This is a genomic window from Desulfobulbus sp. (assembly GCF_030824455.1).
Classification (GTDB): Bacteria; Desulfobacterota; Desulfobulbia; order Desulfobulbales; family Desulfobulbaceae; genus Desulfobulbus.
This window is the reverse complement of the sequence record NZ_JAVBXR010000016.1, coordinates 20,843-37,478: the sequence shown is the minus strand read 5'-3', so window position 1 is coordinate 37,478 and position 16,636 is coordinate 20,843. Positions and strand designations below refer to the sequence as shown.

Sequence of the window (16,636 nt, the reverse complement as noted above, 5' to 3'; positions counted from 1 at the left end):
GAAGTTAAGCTCTTCAGCGCCGATGGTACTGCATGGGAGACTATGTGGGAGAGTAGGTCGCCGCCGATTTTTTACCAAAGCCCTTAGTGCAGCTATGCTGCACTAAGGGCTTTTTTTGTGCTGAGGAATGGCTCCTTACGTCTTTTACGAGCATCCTTCTCAAGGCTGTAAAGGAAGCATGCGTGATTGGCGCGCCGTAACGAGTGGCGCGCCAATCACTCTACTGACGAGCTCCCAACCCCGCCGTGTCAATCAAGCGGGTCAAATTGATCGCATGCGGCATAGCACATGGGACAGACCCACTCCTTCGGCAACTCTTGAAAGCTGGTTTCAGGCGCTATCACATTCATGGGGTCGCCAACTGCGGGATCATAAACGTACCCGCAGTTGGCGCAGATGTATCGTTCGCTTGATGAAATCATTGTTTACACCGCGAAGTATTTCGCCTGGGGATGATGAACAACAATCGCGGACGTGGTTTGCTCTGGAACCATTTGCATGTTTTCGGTCAAAGATATGCCGAGGGCTTCAGGTTTGAGAAAGGCGAACAGGGGTTTATGGGCGTCCAGGTCAGGACAGGCCGGATAGCCGAAACCGTATCGCGATCCTTGATAATCCTGGGTAACCGCGCCGTGCAAGTCCTGCGGTTGTTTGCCGCCAATACCAAGTTCGTCTCGCATCACGCCATGCCAGTGCTCAGCCAGGGCATCAGTCACTTCCACGCTGAAACCATGCAGCATGAGATAATCGTGGTAAGCGTTGGTCTGGTACAATCGAGCCGTCTCCTCCCCTACCCGGCTCCCTATGGTCACGATGAAAAATCCCGCAACGTCTCCGCCAGCCTTGGCTGGTTTGAAATAATCAGCAATGCAAAGATGAGGCGCTGAAGCCTGCCGAGGAAAGGAAAAAAGATGTTCTTTGCCTTCCGCTTCGACAACAAGGTTCTCGCCTTCAGAATAGCAGGGAAAATAGCCATAACTTACTTTGGGCTGGATCCAGCCCTCGGCAAGCGATTTCCGCACCAACTCTTCATACAGCGGTTGCACAGTCCCCTGAATCAATTGGCCATACTCATCCGCCCTCATTTTGCCGCGACGGTAGCCCCAACGTCCACGATAAAGCGCCTGAATGTTGATTAAAGGAAACAGGCGCGCCGGATCGATGTTTTCCACATACCGTTGCCCGAGAAACGGCGGTTTGGGCACTGGATTGTCGCGATCAACATCGACCACTTTGATCCCCGGTTTCATCGGTTTAATGGCGACAGCCCCGTCGTACACAGTCGAAGTCAGTGTGCCGGCCTCGAATTCCTGAACCGCCTTTAACCCGGCAAAGGCGTCGGCGCAGTAGACCACAGGCCCGCCATATCCAGGAACGCACGACTCGCCCACAAACTTGGGCGTCAAGGCAGCTCCGCCGAGAAGAATCGGAACACTGAGCCCTGCTTCACGGTACTGCGGCAGAGAATCTTGCATGACTAATGCCGATTTGACCAGCAGGCCGCTGAGCCCGATGAGATCGACCTGATGTTCCTTGGCCTTCTCGATGACCTTCTCTGCCGGCACCTTGATGCCGATGTTGTACACTTTGTAGCCGTTGTTGGTGAGGATGATGTCCACCAAATTTTTGCCGATGTCATGCACGTCGCCTTGAACCGTGGCCAGCAATATTTTGGTGGCTGTACCGCCGTCGGCTTTGTCCATGTGCGGTTCCAGCAACGTGACTGCGGCCTTCATCACCTCGGCCGACTGGAGAACAAAGGGCAGGAGGATTTCGCCCTTGCCGAACAGTTCGCCCACATGACGCATGGCCGGAACCAGGATCTGATTGATGATATTAATCGGCTTGAACCGTTCCCGCAAAATAGCGAGGATGTCTTCCAGGCTGTCCTTGTCGCCATGCAGCACTTTGTTGAACAGCTGTTCTTCCGGCGTTTTGACAATTTCCTCATCCTCGGACGACGAGGCCGACGACTTGTCGCTGAAATGCTCGATGAATCGCATCAGCGGGTCTTTTTCTCCCGATATTTGCCGATTATAGAGCAGGTCGAGACTGATCTCCCGATCCTCGGCCGATATCCGTGCCAGAGGCACAATTTTTGCTGCGTCGACGATGGCGGCGTCCAATCCGGCCTCCACCGCTTGGTTGAGAAAAACCGAGTTGAGGATGCGACGTGCATGGGCCGCCAAGCCAAAGGAAATGTTGCTCAACCCCAAAACCGTCAGACACCCGGGAAGTTCCGCCTTGATCCGGCGGATGCCCTCCAGGGTTTGCATGGCCGCGTCGCGCAGGGTGGCGTCGCCGGAACCCACGGTGAAGGTCAGACAGTCAAATAGCAGATCTTTGGAACGCAGCCCGCATTCGTCCACGGCTATAGCATGGATGGCCTTGGCGATGCGCAGCTTTTCCTCGCTGGTCATAGCCATGCCCTTCTCGTCAATGGTTAAGGCAACAACGGCGGCGCCGTATTTTTTGGCTGCCCGACATATGCGGCGGATGTTAACGCCTCCATCCTCGAGATTAATCGAATTGACAATGGCCCGCCCTGGGTAGATGCGCAGGCATTCCTCAATGCATTCCGGCGTGGTCGAATCAATCATCAGCGGGGCTTTGAGGGCGTTGGCGCATAGCCGCACCAGGGTTGTCAAATCCTTCCTCTCATCCCTGCCGGCGTAGGCGGTGCACAGATCAACGATATGAGCCCCTTTGTTCTCCTGCTCCACGGCGATTTTCAGACAACTCTCGTAATCGTCGGCTAGGAGCAATTCACGAAACTTTTTCGACCCGTTGGCGTTAGCCCGCTCGCCAATCAACAGCGGCGGAATTTCCTGCTGCAGTTCAACGGCCTGATACAGACTGGCAACCGAAGGCTTCATGCGCTCACCTCCCGAACCGCCGGCTTCACCCCTGCAAGGGTTTTGACCAACTGGCGGATATGAGCCGGGGTGGTGCCGCAGCACCCGCCGACCACGCTCACACCGTAATCGGCGACAAAACGCTTCATTTCGCGCCCGTAGGTTTCCGGATCAAGGGGATAACAGGTTCGCCCGTCGAGCACCTCGGGCAACCCCTGGTTGGGAACGCAGGAGATGCGGCCCGGCCAGTTGCGGCTGAGGTAGCGGATGTGGGATTCCATGTCCATGGGCCCGGTGGCGCAGTTAAGCCCAAGGGAGAAGATCGGGTAGGGCTCGAAGGTGACGGCGGCGGCGGCGATGTCGGTGCCGACCAGCATGGTGCCGGTCCGTTCAATGGTGACCGAAGCCAGCACCGGAATCGAAAGATGCAATTTCTCCAGCGTCTCGAAACAGGTGATCATGGCGGTTTTAATCTGCAGCAGATCCTGACAGGTTTCGATGATCAGCAAATCCACGCCGGCCATGGCCAGCGCCCGAATCTGCTCCTCATAGGCACGGGCCAGATCGTCGACCGAAATGTGGCCAAGCGAGGGCAATTTGGTGCCAGGTCCAATGGAGCCGGCAATGTAGGTGTTGGTCTTGCCGCCGATGGCCTTGCGGGCGTTTTCAACTCCAGCGCGATTGATCGCCTCCACCTGATCCTGCAGGCCGTATTCTTCCAGAACAATCCGGCTGGCGCCAAAGGTGTTGGTTTCAATCACCATCGCCCCGGCGTCAACAAAGCCTGCATGGAGTTCAATTATTTTTTCCGGGGCGGTCAGGTTGAGGAGTTCATTGCACCCCTCCTTCCCTTCCCAGGCCGAAAGCGGGATATGCATCTCCTGCAGATTGGTGCCGCAGGCGCCGTCGAGGATCAGAACCTCGTGATCATGTGGTCGCATTGATTGTACGTCTCGTGAAGTAATTATAAGGTGAATGCACGGGCGGGAGGCCCGTGTTCCTGCCTCCCGCGCCCCAAGGAACAGGGCGGCGCGGTGGTCAGTCTGGTCCGCCCACTGTAAGAACGATGCCTTGACTTCGCATCATTTTTTTGTCCTGCAGCGCGAGAGAAACGCCCTATGGGCAAGTATCCTGCGCCATGGGCACAAGGTGAGTCTTGTCAAACGCCTCTTTTTTTTCTACAGTGAATTTCTTTATTGTCTCTATTTTTTCTCATAAGGACTGAACCCATGCATCCATCGATTACCGCAGTGGTGCTTGCCGCCGGCAAGGGCACCCGGATGAAATCGGCGCGCGCCAAGGTGCTGCACGAGGTTTTTTTTCGGCCGATGCTCCATCATGTTCTGCACACTGTCCAGGAGGCGGGCATTGACCGCTGCGCGGTCATTGTCGGCCATCAACGGCAGGAGGTGCTGGGCGTCCTTGAGGGCTTCCCGATATCGCCAGTGGTGCAAGAGGAACAGTTGGGCACCGGCCACGCCGTGCTCTGCGCGGAAACGGCCTGTGCGCAAACGGATCTGGTGATGATTCTCTGCGGCGACACCCCGCTCCTCCAGGCCGCCACCCTTCGGGCGATGATCGCCGCGCACCAGGGGCAGCGGGCGCAACTCACCCTGATGACCACCCTGCTTGACCAGCCGTTTGGCTATGGCCGCATCCTCAGCGACGGCCACGGCGCCGTCCTGGCCATTGTTGAAGAAAAGGACGCATCCGACGAACAGCGACGCATCCGGGAAATCAACGCTGGCGTCTATCTGGTCGACCGCGCCTTTCTCTTTGCGGCCCTCCGACAGGTCGGGGTCGACAACAGCCAGGGCGAAGTGTATCTCACCGACATCGTCGCCATCGCCAACCGCCAAGGCTTGACAGTACACAAATTCACGCACCCCGAGGCCATCGATGTTTTGGGCGTCAACTCCCGGATCGAACTGGCCCAGGCCCATGCAACCCTGCAACGGCGTCACAACCGCAGCCTGATGCTCGCAGGCGTCACCCTGCTCGCGCCCGAGACCACCTTAATCGCTCCGGACTGCCAGGTGGGCCAGGACACGGTGGTCGAGGGCGGCGTCACCCTCAGCGGCGGCGCCGTCGTTGGGGCCAATTGCCGCATCGGCAGCGGCGGCGTCCTCCATGCCTGCCGCATCGACCAGGGCACAACCATTGGCGCCAACAGCGTGCTTGAACATTGCTCGATAGCCGCAGGCAGCGTCATTGCGCCGCTGACCGGCCAAAAAGGAAACTGAGCGTTCTCTCTTGCGCCCGCACCCGTGCTGGAAACCCGCCGCGGTGGCGTCTGCATGCAATGGTTGCGCGCAGTACGCGGTTAACGACGCGCATTCCGGGCGGCCATCCGGCGCGTTTGTCCCTTAACTCAATCAACCACCTCTCCTTTTCCCTGGAGCCTGATCCACCATGACTGATCTGAAAAAAATGTACTCCACCCTGCTCGGCGACGCTTTCCCGATGGAAATGACCATCTCCTTCGGCGACCAGACGCTCGTTTACCGGAAAAAAACCTGGAAAATCCCCATGGCCGACGGCACGGTCGAGGAACGGGGCCTGCGCTACGGTGAAAATCCGGACCAGGAAGCAGCCCTCTATGAACTGACCAACGGCAACCTGCTGCTCGGCGACTGCCGCTATATAGAGCCGGGCAACGGCCTGGTCAGCGCCGTCACAGTGGAAGACATGGTGCAGGTGGGCAAGCATCCCGGAAAAATCAATCTCACCGACGTCGACAACGGGCTGAACATCATCAAATACCTGATCGACAAACCAGCGGCGGTCATCCTCAAGCACAACAATCCCTGCGGCGCCGCCATCGGTTCCAGTCTGGCCGACGCCTACAACCGCGCCAACCGCTGCGACCGGATCGCCGCCTTTGGCGGGGCGGTGGTCACAAGTCGGCCGCTCGACAAACAGACGGCGGAACTGATGGCGGAAAATTACCTTGAGGTGGTCTGCGCCCCTGATTTTGAAGAAGGGACGCTCGCCATTCTGGCCCGGCGTAAAAACCTGCGGGTGATCCGGATAGCCGGCATCGCCCGCCTAGCCGAATTTGAACGTCATCGCTTTGTTGATTTCAAATCGCTGATCGACGGCGGCATCATTGTCCAGCAATCGGCGGTCAATTCGATCCGCTCGGCTGCGGACCTCAAACCCGCCGTCGCCACCTACAAGGGCGTGGCCTACGCCTGCGAACGTCAGCCAACGGCGCGGGAGTTGGACGACATGATCTTTGGCTGGGCGGTCGAGCACGGCGTGACCTCCAACTCGGTCATCTACGTCAAAGACGGCTGCACCACCGCCATCGGCGCAGGCGAGCAGGACCGGGTGGGCGTGGCCGAAATCGCCGTGCACAAGGCCTACGTCAAATACGCCGACGTCCTTTGCTTCGATCTCCACGGCGTGCCCTACGCCGACATGGCCCTTGAGGTGGCGCGCGGCAAGCGCGACCGGGCCGACAAGGAAGCCATCGACGCCAAGGTCAAGGCAGATCGGGCAGGCCTTCCGGGTTCGGTGATGATCTCGGACGCCTTCTTCCCGTTTCGCGACGGCGCAGACGTCGGCATTCGCGAAGGAGTCAGCGCCATCCTCCAGGCCGGCGGCTCAATCCGCGATTTCGAATCGATTCAGGCCTGCAACGAGGCCAATCCGCAGGTGGCGATGATGTTCACCGGCCAGCGCTCGTTCAAGCACTGATCCCGATCTCAATTCGATCCGGGAGTCGTCGCCAGCAAGACGGCTCCCGGCTTCACACCTCCCGCCAACCACCCTCCGCAGCCGAGCGCAGACAGGCCTCGCACACCCGAACAGCCACCAAGCCCTCCGCAGCCGGTATCGGGTTGGCTTGATTGCCCCGAAGAAATTCAAGCCACTCCCGGAGCAATGGCACGATGGTGCTCACCGGCTCGCCGGGATCAAGCAACTCACGGTGCGCGCCGCTAATCATTTCGCCAAAATGGTGCACCTGATCGCCATGCAGCTGCCCCTTGGCGCCAATAAACTCAAATCTTCCGGAACGGGCTGGCCCGATCTTGGAACAATCCACCGTGCCGACCACGCCGTTGTCCAGTTCCACCAGGGCGACAAGATGATCCTCTAGTTTGGCGGTATGCACACAACGAACCCGCGCCGTCACCCGGACAATCTCCCGACCGGTGATGAAGCGCAGGGCGTCAAAGACATGCACCGCCGAATGAAAACTCACTCCGGCCCCGGCAAGCGCCGGATCGTCCAACCAGTCGAGCGTGGACGGCTCCAGGCGCTGATTGGCGATGAAACTGTACAGCGCCCCCAACTCGTCGACCCGTTCACGCAGCATCCTGATCACCCGGTTGTAGCGAAGCGTCTGGCCAATGGTCAGCGCCACCCCCTGCCGGGCGAAACAGGCCAGGATTGCATCCGCCTCGGCCACCGAAACCGCCATGGGTTTTTCCAGCAGCAGGGGTTTGCGGGCATGGGCGCAGGCGGCGGCCACCTCCCCGTTCAGTGTCGGCGGAAGTGCGGCCACAATGCACTCTACCGCCGGATCAGCCACCAATTGACGCCAATCCGCGTGCCAGCGGCAGGACCACTGCTCGGCCTGCGCCCTGCCCGCTTCGGAGCGCCGACTGACCGCAACCAGTTTCATCCCTTGGACGTCCTGGGCAAGATGAAGGGCATAGCGGCTGCCGTGCTTGCCGGCGCCAATCACCCCAACCTGCCAATGGCGATTCGTTTGCTTCATGGTCCAGCCTTTGGGTCGTGAGTACGGAGGAGATGCTTGTCGTAGCGGGTACGCTCCATCCGCCGAAAAAACCGCACGGCAAGGGGGTAGCTGATCGCGGCCAACGGCAGGGCCAACACGCAGCCGCCGACCAAGAGCACCATGCCGGCGTCAAGCCCCACTGCGCAGGCAAGCCGGAACGCCTCAACCAAACCGACCTGCTGCATCTGATCGACAGTGGCGCGCAAGCTGGCCCAACCGAGACGGCCGGGCAACAGAAAATTGCCGGTCAGCCAGGCCAAATAATAGAGCGGAATGTAGGTGATGGGATTGCAGAGCAGAGTGCAGACCAGCAGCGCCGCCGCCGTGCTGCTTCTGGCCGGCACGGTAACGGCGACGATAAGGAGCGATTTCAATGGCATCAACGGGGCGATGCCGACAAACACCCCCACCGCCGCCCCTCTGGCAAGCGCAGTGGGCGTTCCTTGCATTTGCTTAAAGGCGCGAAGCAGGGACGGGATGGAGAGCTTCACGTCCGCTGCCGGTGGTTCAGGAAACCGGTTCGCACAGCCCCGCCCAATGCTCCGGCAAGGCAGCCGGTTCAATCCCCATTGCCAAGGCAAAGGTCAACAGGGCCTCGGCAGAGCAGTTGATCGAGGGCTCCCGCGTTCCTGCGTCCACCTCAACCCGTTCCAGGCGGAGATAACCCAGCAGGGCCTCGGCCGCTGTTGCCCGAAACTCCTCGTGCTCCCGCCCGATCTTTTCACTGAAGCGAACAAAGCGGTACCAATTGTGATTGGCCCGTCTCAGGCCGCGAAAAAGCGAGAGATCGCGATTGGCCACATCAAGATCGCGGAGAATGATTTCCTGGTAGCGGGTCAAGGCCGCTTCCTGCAGGGGTTTGACTTCCTCTGCCGTCAAAACCAGCCCAGGTCCGTCTTCATCCTCGCATAGAAAGTGCAGACTGGCGTGCAGGGCCACTTCCGGAATCTCGCCGGAATGGCGCACCAACAGCCACTCCTCCTCCAGCATGTACTCCCGATCACTGCCGATCATGGTGCCTCCTGACCGTTGGCGCCGTTATCCAACTGATACATTTCGCGAATCGTTTTAATGCGATCATGCAGGCTGACGCAGTGGTTTTCGCTCTTCAAATACTGCAGGGACGGATAGGCGATTTTGCCGGTAATGGCCGCCACCATCTTCTCCAGCCCCTGCCGCGCCTGCTCGTCCATCTCTTCAAAACGTCCCAGGGTTTTCTCCACCTCGGAGCGGACATGCCCCTCGATTACGCCGCGCAACTGGATGATGGTCGGCGTTGATTCCATGTTGGCCAACCACTTGCCGAACTTCAGCTTCTCTTCGGCAACAATCCGCTGCGCTCGCACAGCCTCTTTGTCGCGCTCGGACTTGTTCATCTCGACAACACTGTGCAGGTCGTCGATGTCGTACAGGTAGACGTTGTCGAGGTCGTTGATGGCCGGGTCCAGGTCGCGCGGCACGGCTATGTCGATGAAAAACAGCGGCCGATTGCGCCGCTCGCGCATCACCGGGCGCACGTCTTCCTTGTGAAGAATCAGGTCGGGCGATCCGGTTGAGCTGATGATGATGTCCACATGCTGCAACTGGTCGAGCAGTTCCTCCAGGGAAACCGCGCGGCCGTTGTAACAGCGGGCCAGGTTGATTGCCCGCTGCAGGGTGCGATTGGCCACCACCACCTCGGCCACCCCCTGCCCGACCAGATGCTCTGCGGCCAGTTCCGCCATCTCCCCGGCGCCGACCAGCATCACCTTCTTGCCGGACAGATCGCCAAAAATTTTCCGCGCCAGCTCGACCGCCGCATAACTGATGGACACCGCGTTGGCGCCGATGCGCGTCTCGGTGCGAACCCGTTTGGCCACGGAAAACGATTTATGGAGCACCTTGTTGAGGATGAAACCGCTGCTGCCGACTTTGGTGGCGTGCCGGTAGGCCTCCTTGAGTTGGCCGAGGATCTGGGCCTCGCCGACAATCATCGAATCCAGACTGGCCGCCACCAGGAAAAGGTGCTCCACCGCCGCGTCGTTGACGTACCGATACACGTACCGATCCAACTCTTCGGCGGTGACGGCCTGACCAAACAGCAGATCCAACACCCGTTGTTGCGCCCGCTCAACGTCGCGGCAGGTGAACAGCACCTCCACCCGGTTGCAGGTGGAAAGCAGGTAATACTCCCGCAACTCCTGCACCTGCCCCAACAGTTGCAGCGGCTCTTCGTATCCCGCTGAAAGCGCAAGTTTTTCCCGGACAGCGAGCGGCGTTGTTTTATGATTGACGCCGAGCAGCACAATGGCGTCACGAGACATAGGTATGCACCCCTTTCAAAAGGAAGGAAACACCCCAGAGGGTAAACAGCACCGAGAGGAAGGCCACGATGCTGAGGATGGCCACCCGCCGCCCGCGCCAGCCAACGGTAAACCGCTGATGCACTGCTGCGGCGTACAAAAACCAAGTGACAAGCGACCAGGTTTCTTTGGGATCCCAGTGCCAGTAAGCGCCCCAAGCCTGTTTGGCCCAAAACGAACCGGTGATCAAGCCGAGGGTAAAGAGCGGAAAGCCCACGCTCAGGCAGTGATGATTGAGTTTGTCGAGCGCCTCCAGCGAGGGAAGTCGCGAATAAAACAAGCCAAACCGCTTGCTCTTGATTTCCCGCTCCTGCAGCAGATACATAATGCCGCCGATGCAGGCCAGGGCCAGGAAACCGTCGGCGAACAAGGCAATCGAGGCGTGGACCGGCAGCCACCAGGATTGCAGGGCCGGCGGCAGAGGCACAACGCCGCGCGAAGCAAACGCGGCGACCAGCATCAAGGACAACACCAAGAGACTGACAAAGACGCCGAGATTTTTCACCGTATACCGCCAGCGAAAAGACAGGTAACAGCAGCCCACCGACCACGCAAAAAAGGAGACGGTTTCGTGGTGACTGGTGATGGGCGTATGCCCGGTTTCAACCGCGCGGGCGACAATGTTGACCGTGTGAAGCAGAAAGGCGACCAGAAATATTGCTCGGCCGGTGCGGCGCAACGGCGTCTTCTGGGCCAGGAAAAAGACCAGATAGGCGGCGGCGGAAAGCAGATAGATCGCGACGCTGCCCTGAAAGAGCAAAAAACTCATGGATTCTCCTTGATCAAGCTCTCCAAATCATGGCCAACCGGTCGGCCAAGCACGCTCTCCAGGTGCCGTTGGATCCGCTCCCATTGCCGTTCTCGGAGCCAATCAACTATATCGTCGCACAGGATCTTTTGAAACAAGATCTTTTTGTCGGCGTCGCTGCTCGCTTCCCGCAGGATCTGTTCGCGCAGTTGGCTAACCAGTGCGGTGAGCAGCCCATATTCCTCGCCAAAGTCGCGCTCCAGTCTTCGCCTGACCATGGCGGCCACGGCCGGACTTCTGCCGTTGGTGGCGACGCTGAGGGTCAGATCGCCCCTGCGGATAACGGAGGGGGTTTGAAAATCGCACAATTCCGGGGCGTCGGCAACATTGAGCAACAAGCGGGCAGCCCGCGCGTCTCTGCAAACAGCTTCCTGCGCGGCGGGACTGTTGGTGGCCGCAAAAACCACGTATCCGCCGTCAAGGTCGTCCGTACTGTACGATTTTTGTCGCCACTCGACGCGCCCTTGCTCGGCCAAGTCCCGCAGGCCGACAGTCAGGGCCGGGCTGACGACCCGCACCTGCCCGGAGGCGGCAAGAATTCCTCGGATCTTGCGCTCGGCAACACTCCCACCGCCAACGACGACGCACAATCGCTTGGCTATATTGAGGCACACAGGGTACATCTTGCGTTTGCCTGATCGTGAAGGCTAAGGCTGTCGAGACGCCTCAATCGGCGCGAATCGTCCCGAGAGCCAGGAAAAGCGAGACAACACATCAACCACGCGGCTGCAGGCGGGTGAGCAGAATGATTTTGTCTTCTTCCAGGCTTTTCAGTTTCCGTTGCGAGGCCGAGATCCGATATTCTTTTTCCGCCAGTTTGAGAAAGGGCTCCAGACTGCGCCGTTTGACGTCATGGGCCAGATAGACCACGCCGTTCGGCTTGAGCGCCCGGCGAAGGACATTCAGCAGGGGTTGAAAAAATTCTTCCCGGAAAAGAATTTCAGCGCCAATAATGACGTCATACTGCTCCATCTCTGGCGGGTTGAGCCAGTCCAGCATGGCAAAGCGCACGGTGTCCAAGTGACTTGCCGCTGCGTTGATCCGTTCAAAATCAAGAATCAGTTCTTCGTAATCAGACAGCGTCACCTCAAATCCGGCGGCGGCGGCAGTCAACCCCGGAGCGCCCAGTCCGGCCCCAAGTTCCAGCAAGGAGGCGCCTTTTTCACAGGGCAGCCCGGCGACAAACTCCGAGAGGACGATGGCCGCCTCCCACAGCCTGATCCAGAACGGAAAGGTGGATACGTCCTTCAACGGATCCTTGCCCTCCAGAATTTGCTCTAAATCGGTGATTTTGAGCAACTGCAGCTTATGCTCTTTAATTCTGAGCGGCTCGAACGCTACGGTATAACGATCTTTGATGGCGTTGTACAGTTGCCGTTCATGCGCCGGCAAGGTCTGTGGGTCCATGGTGGGTCTCTCTCTGCAAGGAAGATGATGCTCTCAAAAAAACAAAGAACGGCGAAAGTTGCGGCGACGCGCCTCCGCGCCCTAAGCGACAAACAAGCAGGAATCTTTACGCTACGATGCCATGCCTGTCTATGGATAAAAAAAAAGCGGGTCGATTTGCATCGGCCCGCTCTTGCATACAACAAAAAATCGTCAGGCTATCAACAACCTTCCAAGCCTTTTTTGGCCTTCATGGTTACGCTGTCGCCGGCTTTAACATCAACCTTGTCGCAGGTTACAGTCACTTTGGTTCCGTCAACGCTGTCAACAGTGCACTTGGCGGCAAAAACTGCACCTGCGCTTAATACAAAAGCAGCAGCCATCATAGCGATTACAATTTTTTTCATGGTAGTCTCCTTTATGAAATGGGTTGTACAAACCAAACCAGTTGCCTCTTTCCAGTGCCACAATTTAAGAAATACCATCGGGAATGTCAACACCAATCCACCGCGCAAGGTTAAGCGCGACGACGCTCAAAGCACTGATTCAATATCCCTTTCAAGCAAGCCGTGCGGCACGAAACCAGGGTATTTTTTTACCACCTGACCATGTTTATTGACCAAAAACGAAGTGGGGATAGCCGCCACGCCGCCAAAATTTCGGGTTGTCGCCTGGTCCGCCATCAGCACTTGATAGTTGATCCCCGTCTTTTTCATCAACTGCGCCACCGTCCCAGCCCCTCCTTCGTCCACCGAGAGCGCAACCACGGCAAAGCCCTGCGGGTCGAATTTGGTTTGCAGTTCCTTTAAAGCCGGGATCTCCTGCAGACACGGCGGACACCAAGTGGCAAAAAAGGTGATCAGCATGGCCTTGCCGCGATACGCTTCACTGGCGACAACGGCGCCGTCGGCCGCCGCAGGCAGAGAAAAAGCAGGCATGCTCACCGCCCCTTGGGCCTGCACGGAGAGCACGACAAAACATAAAACCAGACCAATCAATCTGAGCGCACCTTTGCCCTTGTTCATGTCAAACCCCTTGTCTGCACTGAAGGTTTCCATCAACGGCCGGACTGCCGCTTTCGTCATTTGCATTTCTTTTTCGCAATCACGCTTTGATGTCGAGCACACTTTGCATCATGTCGTCAGCAGCGCGCAAACTTTTCAAGTTTGCGGCGTATCCATGGCTATTGAGCAGCATATCTGGTATTTCTTCGCCAAGATCGACGTTGGACAACTCGGTCATGACTTCGCCTTGATCGCTGGGTTCAGCACCCATTGCCCCCGGCTCGTCAACCTGCTCAACGGTGGCCTTCACGCCCTGCGGCGCCTGGGCTGACAACAACACCCGATCCTTTTTGAACCCATCGGTGTTCATATTGGCAATATTGTTTGCATTCTTCTCAATTTTCGTTGTAAAGGCCTGCAGGCCGGACAAGGCTGACTGGACACCTGAAATCATTGCGTTCCTCCCTGATGTTGCACGTCAAGAATCTTTCTCTGTTTATCCTAGCAAGATAAGCGCCACCTGGCAAGACAAGCCACACAATTATAACAACCGCTCCGGCGGCTCTCCGGAAAACCGTTGCGCCTTTACCCTCTTCCGGGTAGATAGTTTTGCGTAAACAACGCAACGTCTCGCCTTGCTCCCGATCAACAACACCTTCCCTCTCATGACGCCATGGCCCCACGAATCCTCATTTTCGCCGTCTTAGCCTGCCTGCTTACCCTGTCGACGGTCTCGCACGCCAACGTCGTTGACCGCAGCGTCGCCATTGTTAACGAAGATACGATCACCCTGTCCGAGGTCAACGAACTTGGTCGTTCTTTTTTCAAAAAAATCACCGAAGAAACGCCTGCAGACCGGTTGGCCGAAACGTTGCAACAGGCCCGCAGCACCGTCATCGACAAACTGATCGACAAAAAATTGATGGTGCAGGAGGCCAAGAAACTCAACATCCAGGTCAGCGACCAGGAAGTCGACGCCGCGCTGCAACGTGTGCTGGCCAACAACAAGACCACCATGGAACAGTTCCGCAAGGAAATGACCGCCATGGGAATGAATGAAAAACAGTACAAAGAGGAACTGCGGGAACAGATTCTCAGCTCCAAGTTGATCAATCATGAGGTGCGAACCAAGGTGGTTGTCACTGAAGATAAAATCCTCGATGACTACCACGCCAACTACACCGAACAGGTCGGCGGCGGCGGTTACTACCTCCTGCAGATTGGTTGCCTTTGGGGCTCCGCGACGCCCACCCAGGAAGAAGCCAAGAGCAAAGCGAAAAAAGCCCATGATCTGGCCGAAGACGGCAAGGATTTCAAAGAATTGGCCCGCAAATACTCGGATCTGCCTTCCGCTGCCGACGGAGGGGACCTGGGAAGCTTTCAAAAAGACGAAATGGCCCCATTCATGCGCGACGCCGTTGTCGGCCTCAAGTCAGGCGAAATCAGTCCCATCGTCGAAGCCGACAACGGGTATCACTTTTTCAAACTTGTTTCCGGCCAGGAAGGTAAGATCGTGGCCAAAGTTCCTTACGAGTCTGTCAAAGAGGAGATCCGTGAGAAGCTCTCGCAACAGGCAATGGAAGCGCGTTTCAAGGACTGGCTGAAATCAATTCGCGACCAAGCCTACATCAAAATCCTCTAACGCATTTCCCGACCGGGCACAGGCTCTGTCCTGCCATTGATCCTTATCCGGATCAGCATCAATCACAGCAGACAGCATTCAAGCTGCCTTGCGGTGAAGGCGTTGCCATGAAACCAACCGACCTACCCACTGAGCAGCAACCCGTCGGCGAACAGCTCAGGCAATGTCGCCTGGAGGAATCGTTGACCCTTGAAGACGTTGCCGCAGACACTCGCATTTCTTTGGCCAATCTTCGCGCCATCGAAGCGATGGAGTACGAAAAACTCCCGGCCGATGCCTTTGCCAGAGGGCTGATCATTCTCTACGCGCAATTTTTAGGGCAGGACGGCCGCGGGGTCGCCGATCAATTTTTCAGCGCCCGCAATGGCGGGAGCAAATCACCGCTGCCCCCTATGCAACAATGCCGCATTGAGCATTCACTTCGGCCCAGCAAACTGGCGGAGCCAACCCATTTTTCCTCAGCGGCCGTCGCAGGCGTCTTGTTGACGCTGATCGTTGTCTCGTTTACAGGTTTTATTCTCTATTTTTCCTGGAATCCGCTCAACTTATTCACCACGCAAACCCTCACCCCTTCCTCACCCGCAAGCAACGCCTTTCACCCGGCCGATCCTTCCACCAGTTCCGGGACGCAGCGCGCATCCCTATCCTTGCAAGCGGTGTTCTCTAAAGACAGCCGCATTGTCATTGCGCTCGACAGCCAGCCCCCGCTTGAACAATTTTATGCCAAAGGCTCAACCATGCAGTGGGAGGCCGCGCAAAGCATCCAGCTTGAATTCTTTCAACCAGACAGCGTTGAACTGCAGTTCAACGGCGAGTCATTGCCGTTTCCCCCGAACACTGAAGGCCGTTACCTCCTCCGCCTGCCGACCACCAAAGCCGCGCCGTGAACACTTGCAGCACCTGCGGCTTTGTCGTCAGGATTGCCGAACACAGCGAATCCGACAAATTGGTCACATTCTACAGCCCTGAGCTGGGACGCATTACCGGCATCGCCAAAGGGGCGCAAAGCAGTAAAAAACGATTTGTTAACAAGCTCGAACCCTTCTCTCACCTGCGGCTTTTGTATCGCCCGCCGCGCGATCCGGCCGGACTCTATTTCATCAGCGAAGCTGAACTCCTCTGCGCCCACCTTCCCCTTCGCATGGATTTCCGCCGATACGCCGCCGCCATGCATCTTTGCGAATTGCTCTTGCGCTTTACCCGCGAGAACGACCCGGACCCGCGCCTCTACGCCTTGCTGCAATGGGCGTTGACCGCCTTGTGCGCAGACAAGGCCCCGCAGAAGATCATGGTGTTCTTCCACCTGCGCCTCCTCGCGGCAATCGGCTATCGTCCCGAACTCGACCAGTGCGGACTCTGTGGTCAGCCTGTGAGCCCCGGGCATGCCTACGCGCTTGCCCCTGGCGGCGGCTCGCTCGCCTGCAACGCCTGTAATCCGCTTGCCGCCAGGGTTTCGCCGCGATTGTCGGTGCAAACGCTCCGCCTGCTCGCCAGCGCCCAATCTACCGCCCTGGAACGCCTCACTCGGTTGCAAATCTCACGCCAAGGCGTTATCGAGGCCATGGATGCGCTGCATTACTACACCCTTCACCTGCTGCAGCAGGACATCCACTCCTGGACAGCAACCCGCTCCCTCCTCGCCGGAGCCTCCTGAGAGCAGCACGCAAGCGCCCAATCCTCCCCTTTTTCCCGCTTCACTAGGCGAGATGCCGCTTGACTGTCCAAAGGTTTTCATTTATTCAACTGCTGCCGCCTTGCCGCGTTGATTTCTCCTCCGCCCGGCCATGGACGTCCGGCGAAAGAAAGCGCCGGCGCACAACCTGATGGCGCCGAGAACATCCGCCTTTTT

Annotated in this window: 18 protein-coding genes; 5 read left to right on the top strand and 13 right to left on the bottom strand. The window is 57.9% G+C overall.

The window, feature by feature from the left end; translation table 11 throughout:
- Positions 1 to 248: 248 nt before the first annotated feature.
- The 3 genes from RCH93_RS02960 to RCH93_RS02950 are packed head-to-tail and all read right to left on the bottom strand — an operon-like array spanning position 249 to position 3,796.
- Positions 249 to 422 (bottom strand): rubredoxin, encoded by a 174-nt coding sequence (locus RCH93_RS02960; protein WP_306546822.1) that lies wholly within the window; start codon positions 420 to 422, stop codon positions 249 to 251.
- Positions 423 to 425: 3 nt separating this feature from the next.
- Positions 426 to 2,876 (bottom strand): dihydropteroate synthase, encoded by a 2,451-nt coding sequence (locus RCH93_RS02955; RefSeq protein WP_306546821.1) that lies wholly within the window; start codon positions 2,874 to 2,876, stop codon positions 426 to 428.
- Positions 2,873 to 3,796 carry a homocysteine S-methyltransferase family protein gene (locus RCH93_RS02950; protein ID WP_306546820.1) on the bottom strand — a complete coding sequence of 308 codons (924 nt, stop codon included), beginning with the start codon at positions 3,794 to 3,796 and terminating at the stop codon, positions 2,873 to 2,875. The genes RCH93_RS02955 and RCH93_RS02950 overlap by 4 nt, the downstream gene beginning before the upstream one ends.
- A gap of 288 nt (positions 3,797 to 4,084) precedes the next feature.
- Here RCH93_RS02950 and RCH93_RS02945 point away from each other — a divergent pair, with 288 nt between their 5' ends.
- Both RCH93_RS02945 and RCH93_RS02940 read left to right on the top strand, forming a co-directional pair.
- The gene (locus RCH93_RS02945; protein ID WP_306546819.1) at positions 4,085 to 5,098 is read left to right on the top strand and encodes a bifunctional N-acetylglucosamine-1-phosphate uridyltransferase/glucosamine-1-phosphate acetyltransferase; all 1,014 of its coding nucleotides are present in this window, start codon (positions 4,085 to 4,087) and stop codon (positions 5,096 to 5,098) included.
- Between the two features lie 169 nt (positions 5,099 to 5,267).
- Positions 5,268 to 6,557: an IMP cyclohydrolase gene (locus RCH93_RS02940; RefSeq protein WP_306546818.1), complete on the top strand. Its 1,290-nt coding sequence runs from the start codon at positions 5,268 to 5,270 to the stop codon at positions 6,555 to 6,557.
- Between the two features lie 52 nt (positions 6,558 to 6,609).
- On the opposite strand, the gene RCH93_RS02935 is transcribed toward RCH93_RS02940, so the two are convergent.
- From RCH93_RS02935 to RCH93_RS02890, 10 genes are all read right to left on the bottom strand, one after another.
- Entirely contained in the window at positions 6,610 to 7,584 is a 975-nt protein-coding gene (locus tag RCH93_RS02935; RefSeq protein WP_306546817.1) for a Gfo/Idh/MocA family protein, read from the bottom strand.
- A complete protein-coding gene (locus tag RCH93_RS02930) occupies positions 7,581 to 8,096 on the bottom strand; it encodes a DUF2062 domain-containing protein (RefSeq protein ID WP_306546816.1) in 516 nt (171 codons plus the stop codon). Before RCH93_RS02930 ends, RCH93_RS02935 begins: the two co-directional genes overlap by 4 nt.
- A gap of 16 nt (positions 8,097 to 8,112) precedes the next feature.
- The gene (locus RCH93_RS02925; protein WP_306546815.1) at positions 8,113 to 8,619 is read right to left on the bottom strand and encodes a hypothetical protein; all 507 of its coding nucleotides are present in this window, start codon (positions 8,617 to 8,619) and stop codon (positions 8,113 to 8,115) included.
- On the bottom strand, positions 8,616 to 9,908 hold the full coding sequence (gene hemA, locus RCH93_RS02920; protein ID WP_306546814.1) for a glutamyl-tRNA reductase: 1,293 nt from the start codon (positions 9,906 to 9,908) through the stop codon (positions 8,616 to 8,618). The genes RCH93_RS02925 and hemA overlap by 4 nt, the downstream gene beginning before the upstream one ends.
- Positions 9,898 to 10,716, bottom strand: a complete 819-nt coding sequence (ccsB, locus tag RCH93_RS02915) for a c-type cytochrome biogenesis protein CcsB (RefSeq protein ID WP_306546813.1) — start codon at positions 10,714 to 10,716, stop codon at positions 9,898 to 9,900. The genes hemA and ccsB overlap by 11 nt, the downstream gene beginning before the upstream one ends.
- Positions 10,713 to 11,378: a bifunctional precorrin-2 dehydrogenase/sirohydrochlorin ferrochelatase gene (locus tag RCH93_RS02910; RefSeq protein WP_306546812.1), complete on the bottom strand. Its 666-nt coding sequence runs from the start codon at positions 11,376 to 11,378 to the stop codon at positions 10,713 to 10,715. The genes ccsB and RCH93_RS02910 overlap by 4 nt, the downstream gene beginning before the upstream one ends.
- Before the next feature lie 91 nt (positions 11,379 to 11,469).
- A complete protein-coding gene (locus tag RCH93_RS02905) occupies positions 11,470 to 12,162 on the bottom strand; it encodes a methyltransferase (protein WP_306546811.1) in 693 nt (230 codons plus the stop codon).
- Positions 12,163 to 12,362: 200 nt separating this feature from the next.
- Positions 12,363 to 12,548: a selenite/tellurite reduction operon protein ExtJ gene (gene extJ / locus RCH93_RS02900; protein WP_306546810.1), complete on the bottom strand. Its 186-nt coding sequence runs from the start codon at positions 12,546 to 12,548 to the stop codon at positions 12,363 to 12,365.
- Between the two features lie 126 nt (positions 12,549 to 12,674).
- Positions 12,675 to 13,226 carry a TlpA disulfide reductase family protein gene (locus tag RCH93_RS02895; RefSeq protein WP_306546809.1) on the bottom strand — a complete coding sequence of 184 codons (552 nt, stop codon included), beginning with the start codon at positions 13,224 to 13,226 and terminating at the stop codon, positions 12,675 to 12,677.
- A 19-nt stretch (positions 13,227 to 13,245) separates the two neighbouring features.
- Positions 13,246 to 13,599, bottom strand: coding sequence for a flagellar basal body rod C-terminal domain-containing protein (locus RCH93_RS02890; RefSeq protein ID WP_306546808.1), 354 nt, complete (start codon positions 13,597 to 13,599; stop codon positions 13,246 to 13,248).
- 219 nt (positions 13,600 to 13,818) lie between these two features.
- On the opposite strand from RCH93_RS02890, the gene RCH93_RS02885 reads away from it, so the two are divergent.
- The 3 genes from RCH93_RS02885 to recO all read left to right on the top strand — a co-directional run bounded on the left by RCH93_RS02885 (position 13,819) and on the right by recO (position 16,441).
- Positions 13,819 to 14,787, top strand: coding sequence for a peptidylprolyl isomerase (locus tag RCH93_RS02885; RefSeq protein WP_306546807.1), 969 nt, complete (start codon positions 13,819 to 13,821; stop codon positions 14,785 to 14,787).
- Positions 14,788 to 14,894: 107 nt separating this feature from the next.
- Positions 14,895 to 15,674 (top strand): helix-turn-helix transcriptional regulator, encoded by a 780-nt coding sequence (locus RCH93_RS02880; RefSeq protein WP_306546806.1) that lies wholly within the window; start codon positions 14,895 to 14,897, stop codon positions 15,672 to 15,674.
- Positions 15,671 to 16,441, top strand: a complete 771-nt coding sequence (recO, locus tag RCH93_RS02875) for a DNA repair protein RecO (protein ID WP_306546805.1) — start codon at positions 15,671 to 15,673, stop codon at positions 16,439 to 16,441. Before RCH93_RS02880 ends, recO begins: the two co-directional genes overlap by 4 nt.
- Positions 16,442 to 16,636 lie beyond the last annotated feature (195 nt).